At 65.1% G+C, this 513-nt stretch carries 1 protein-coding gene; it reads left to right on the top strand.

Annotation, left to right across the window (positions count from 1 at the left end; genetic code table 11):
- Window positions 1-513: immunoglobulin-like domain-containing protein (locus tag AC1D1M_RS31470; protein WP_477778702.1), on the top strand; the 513-nt coding region annotated here is incomplete at both ends.

The following is a 513-nucleotide window of genomic DNA, read 5'->3' on the forward strand; positions in this document are numbered from 1 at the left end:
TGACACCATCGACACCACCACCGTGAAGCTCAGCGCCACCGAAACCGCGGCTGAAGGCGGCACTGTCACCTACACCGCCACCGTCGGTGCCGCCGTCACCGGTTCGCCGGTCGTCGTGACGTTGGCCAACGGCCAGAGCATCACCATCGCCGTCGGCSAMACYACCGGCAGCGTGACCACCCCCGCGCCGAACGACGTGTTGGCTGGCCATGCGCCGCTGACCAACTCGATCACCGACGTCAGCGGCGGCAACTACGAAAACCTGGTGGCCGACAAGACCCCGGTCAGCACCACCGTGACCGACACCGTCGACACCACCAACCTCAGCCTGAGCGCTACAAGTTCGGTCGCCGAGGGTGGCTCGATCATCTACACCGCCACCCTGACCAACACCGCCGGTTCGCCGGTGACCGTGACCCTGTCGAACGGTGCCGTGATCACCATCGAGGCCGGCAAGACCACTGGCTCGGTGACCGTCGATGCACCGAAAGACGACGTCTATAAAGATGCTGG

The sequence above is a fragment of the Pseudomonas sp. P1_F7 genome (assembly GCF_056405655.1).